The organism is bacterium (genome assembly GCA_040753555.1).
In the GTDB taxonomy this organism is placed as follows: domain Bacteria; phylum UBA9089; class UBA9088; order UBA9088; family UBA9088; genus JBFLYE01.
Genome location: JBFMDZ010000211.1, coordinates 1 through 3,455, shown reverse-complemented (window position 1 = coordinate 3,455; position 3,455 = coordinate 1). Strand labels below are relative to the sequence as shown.

The 3,455-nt window shown below is 37.4% G+C and carries 9 protein-coding genes; all 9 read left to right on the top strand.

Annotated elements, in window-relative coordinates; genetic code table 11:
* The coding region (locus AB1630_11430; protein MEW6104405.1) for a PorV/PorQ family protein at nucleotides 1-621 on the top strand (621 nt) is incomplete at its 5' end.
* A gap of 53 nt (nucleotides 622-674) precedes the next feature.
* Nucleotides 675-1,118 carry a hypothetical protein gene (locus AB1630_11425; GenBank protein MEW6104404.1) on the top strand — a complete coding sequence of 148 codons (444 nt, stop codon included), beginning with the start codon at nucleotides 675-677 and terminating at the stop codon, nucleotides 1,116-1,118.
* 39 nt (nucleotides 1,119-1,157) lie between these two features.
* Nucleotides 1,158-1,592, top strand: coding sequence for a PaREP1 family protein (locus tag AB1630_11420; GenBank protein ID MEW6104403.1), 435 nt, complete (start codon nucleotides 1,158-1,160; stop codon nucleotides 1,590-1,592).
* Nucleotides 1,593-1,602: 10 nt separating this feature from the next.
* Complete coding sequence (locus tag AB1630_11415; protein MEW6104402.1) at nucleotides 1,603-1,749, top strand: hypothetical protein; 147 nt, start codon at nucleotides 1,603-1,605, stop codon at nucleotides 1,747-1,749.
* Complete coding sequence (locus AB1630_11410; GenBank protein MEW6104401.1) at nucleotides 1,746-2,063, top strand: nucleotidyltransferase domain-containing protein; 318 nt, start codon at nucleotides 1,746-1,748, stop codon at nucleotides 2,061-2,063. Before AB1630_11415 ends, AB1630_11410 begins: the two co-directional genes overlap by 4 nt.
* Nucleotides 2,063-2,518 carry a HEPN domain-containing protein gene (locus AB1630_11405; GenBank protein ID MEW6104400.1) on the top strand — a complete coding sequence of 152 codons (456 nt, stop codon included), beginning with the start codon at nucleotides 2,063-2,065 and terminating at the stop codon, nucleotides 2,516-2,518. Before AB1630_11410 ends, AB1630_11405 begins: the two co-directional genes overlap by 1 nt.
* On the top strand, nucleotides 2,496-2,627 hold the full coding sequence (locus AB1630_11400) for a hypothetical protein (GenBank protein ID MEW6104399.1): 132 nt from the start codon (nucleotides 2,496-2,498) through the stop codon (nucleotides 2,625-2,627). The genes AB1630_11405 and AB1630_11400 overlap by 23 nt, the downstream gene beginning before the upstream one ends.
* Nucleotides 2,628-2,682: 55 nt before the next feature.
* Nucleotides 2,683-2,883 (top strand): DUF5678 domain-containing protein, encoded by a 201-nt coding sequence (locus tag AB1630_11395; GenBank protein ID MEW6104398.1) that lies wholly within the window; start codon nucleotides 2,683-2,685, stop codon nucleotides 2,881-2,883.
* 46 nt (nucleotides 2,884-2,929) lie between these two features.
* On the top strand, nucleotides 2,930-3,277 hold the full coding sequence (locus tag AB1630_11390) for a retropepsin-like aspartic protease (GenBank protein MEW6104397.1): 348 nt from the start codon (nucleotides 2,930-2,932) through the stop codon (nucleotides 3,275-3,277).
* Nucleotides 3,278-3,455: the final 178 nt, after the last annotated feature.

Below are 3,455 nucleotides of genomic sequence, written 5' to 3'. Positions count from 1 at the left end.
AGGGCAATATTTGCCACATCTATCTCCTACCTTGACTATGGAAAGGAGGATAGGTATGACCAGAATGCAACCAAAGATGGAACTTGGGATGCAATGGATATGGCTCTTTGCTTTGGTTTAGGAGGAAAAATGCCCAATGAAAACATTGCTTTAGGCTTATCCCTTAAGGCAATCTATGGAGAAATAGACAAAAGCGATGCCTATGGGTTCTGTTGTGATGCTGGAATGCTTTATAAACCAAACATTAAAGGAATGAAGATTGGTGCGGTTGTAAAGAATATCGGCACCAGAATAAAGTTTGAAAAGGAATCAGATCCCCTTCCTTTGTGTTTAAAACTAGGCCTTTCCTATCTTCTTCCCAAAACCCTTGCTCCCATTACCATTGTCTTAGATGGTACCCTTCCCAATGACAATTCTCCCTACATAAACATTGGTGGTGAATACGATTACCGAAAAGCATTGGCAATAAGACTTGGTTTTAAATCCTGCCCACAAGACGAAGGCTCTGGTCTAACAGCTGGATTTGGCATAAAACACCAAAGATTCTCCCTTGACTTTGCTTTCCAACCACAAGGTGAACTTGGCAATTCTTATTTTGTCTCTTTAGGTTCTAAATTTTAATTGACACAAAACAATAACTTTGGTTATAATTAAAATAAATACAGGAGGACAAAATGCCAGTTATTGCTATTCCAAGACCATTAAGGGAAAAATTAGGGGAAGATGGGATTGATTCTTTGATTGATGTGCTTAACAAATCAGAGGAAAGGGTAAAAGAGGATGTTATTACCCTATCAGCAGAGAAGTTTGAAAGAAGACTCTCGCAAGAGATTAGTGGAGTAAGGTCTGACCTTGCCATCCTTGAGGGAAAGTTTGAAACAAGAATCACTCAAGAAACCTCAAAGATTGACAAAAAAATAACAGAAGAAACAGCTAAACTTGACAAAAGAATAACTGATGAAACAGCTAAACTTGACAAAAGAATAACTGATGAAACAGCTCGTCTTAGGGTTGAAATAAAAAGTAATTACGCCAGCATAATAAGATGGATGTTTATCTTCTATCTTGGCCAGGTCACCTCAATCATAGGCGTTTTACTTGCCTTTTTTAAAAGATAATTAGCTTTAGTGGTATTGGGAAAAAAGGGGTTTTAAAAAATGAATAAAAGATTAGCACTAACCGAGGAGTTTTTGAAAGAGGGAAAGATTGAACTTAAAAGGTATGAGACTACAAAGAAAGAAACAGCTCTTTGGCAGGCTTGCGAAAAGGGTTGGGCAACCGTTGCTCAGGCACTTAAAGCAGTAAATCCAAAGATAAGAAGGCATGCAGATTTTGGAAAAACAGCAGCCAATCTTGGCGAAGAGTATAATAACGAGGAGATAATCCATAAAGAAGCATCTGGCGAGACCTTGCATCGTTCTGGCTTCTATGAAAATGCATTAGATGTAATTGCGGTGAAACATCATTTAAAAAGTGTGGAAGACTTCTTAAAATTTATAGACAATATTTTGTCAAATGGAGGTATAAAAAAGATGAAGAAAATCTTTAGTGTGGTAGTTTTGGGGCTTAAGTTTTTTAACTTAAAGGGGTAAGAGCAGAGGATTGGTATGTGCCAGGAAATTATACAACAATTCAGGTCAGGCGGCAATAAATGCTGCAACAAGTGGCGATACCGTTTATGTTGCTCCAGGAAGCTATACCGAGGCGCTCTATAAAAGAATTAGCTTAATTGGAGGAGGGGTTAAATGAAAAAGAAAGATGCAATAAATGAGTTTACAGAAAAGATAAAGGTTTTATTAAAAGAGAATCTAATGAGCATTCGTCTTTTTGGCTCAAAGGCACGCAAAGATGCTAATAATGCCTCTGATATAGATATTCTCGTAGAGGTAAAAAGTTTGAATGAGAATGTATGGGATAGGATTATGGATATTGCCTTTGAGGTTAATCTGAAATGGGAAGTCTATATTTCTCCTCGTATTGTAGAGGCAAGTAAATTTAGGTCTCTTAAGTGGAGAGCAACACCCTTTGTCCAATCAATAGAGAAGGAGGGAATAATGTTATAATGGAACAAGAAATTATTGACCTGGCAAAATACCGTCTCAAAAGGGCTAAAGAATGTCTAAAAGAGGGGGAGATACTTTTTAAAAAAGGCTTGATAAAAGGGGCAATAAATCGCTTTTATTATGCTGTCTTTCATTCTGCCCGTTCCCTATTGGCTCTGAAAAAAACAGATTCCAAGACCCATAGCGGCGTAATTACATTATTCTCTAAGCATTTCGTAAAAGAAGGGCTTTTCTTTCCTGAAAAGGCTAAGATTCTCTCTCGTTCTTTGGAAAGGAGAATAGATAGCGATTATGAAGATTATGCAGAAATTAGCCTTCAAGATGGAGAAAGGATGAAAGGAGAGGTTAAGGTTTTCGTAAAAGATTGCTCTGAATTGTTGAATAAATTTTTATCTAAAGAAAAAGAGGAGGAAAATCTTAAGTTTGGTAGTTTTGGGGCTAATTTGGGGCTATGAGGCAAAGTCAGCGGATTTCCCTGCGCCAGCTCAGTATGCAACCATTCAAGCTGCAATAAATGCGGCAAATAATGACGATACCGTTTATGTTGCTCCAGGAAGGGCATGAAAAATCTTGCTAAAAAGAAAGGAATAATGTATAATTTTTACTAAAAGGTAAAGAGATGAAGAAGGACAAAGAAAGTGAATGGCTTACAGAACATCCAGATGAAGAAGCGAAATACAGAGGTGAATATATTGCAGTAGCTTCTGAAAAGATTGTTGCCCATGGATATGATTTTATTGCTGTGATTGAAGAAGCAAAAAAGTATTCACCAGACCCTTTAATTACTAAAGTTCCTAAGTGGGAAGTGATGGCAGTATGATTGAGTTTCCATACAAAAAGTACACATCAGAAGAGCTTGGAATAATTTGGAAGCCACATCAACACTTAGAATTATAAGTGAAGAAAAAGGCTATAGATGCCAAATGCTTATTGATTCGGGGGCAGATATAACCTTAATTCCAAAGAGAGCGGGAGACTATTTAGGTTTTAGGATAGAGAAAGAGACAATTAGAGAAATCAGAGGAATTGGAGAGGGTGCTTTACCTTATATTATCAAGCCTGTTCAGATTGAGATTGGAGAATATCGGATTAAAGGGAGGATTGGTTGGGTTTTGATAGAGGAAGTGCCATTTTTATTGGGTAGATTAGACATCTTTGACCAATTTGATATTAAATTTGATCATTTGGCAAAAAAGGTTGGTTTTGAAAAATAAATTTTATTAAGGAGGAAAAGAAATGAAGAAGCTTTTGAAAGCAAGTGTGGTTTTTGGGATTAGGGGTTTTGGGAGGGTATGCCCAGGTTGGCTGGGCAGAAGAGTATGTATCAGGTGTAATTAGTACACACACCACCTGGTATGCCGCAACCGGCACATACATCGTTACCGGCGATGT

Bases quoted from the DNA above. Each gene is read 5' to 3' on its own strand.
- AB1630_11425 (MEW6104404.1), top strand. From the start codon at position 675: ATGCCAGTTATTGCTATTCCAAGACCATTAAGGGAAAAATTAGGGGAA.
- AB1630_11420 (MEW6104403.1), top strand. From the start codon at position 1,158: ATGAATAAAAGATTAGCACTAACCGAGGAGTTTTTGAAAGAGGGAAAG.
- AB1630_11410 (MEW6104401.1), top strand. From the start codon at position 1,746: ATGAAAAAGAAAGATGCAATAAATGAGTTTACAGAAAAGATAAAGGTT.
- AB1630_11405 (MEW6104400.1), top strand. From the start codon at position 2,063: ATGGAACAAGAAATTATTGACCTGGCAAAATACCGTCTCAAAAGGGCT.
- AB1630_11395 (MEW6104398.1), top strand. From the start codon at position 2,683: ATGAAGAAGGACAAAGAAAGTGAATGGCTTACAGAACATCCAGATGAA.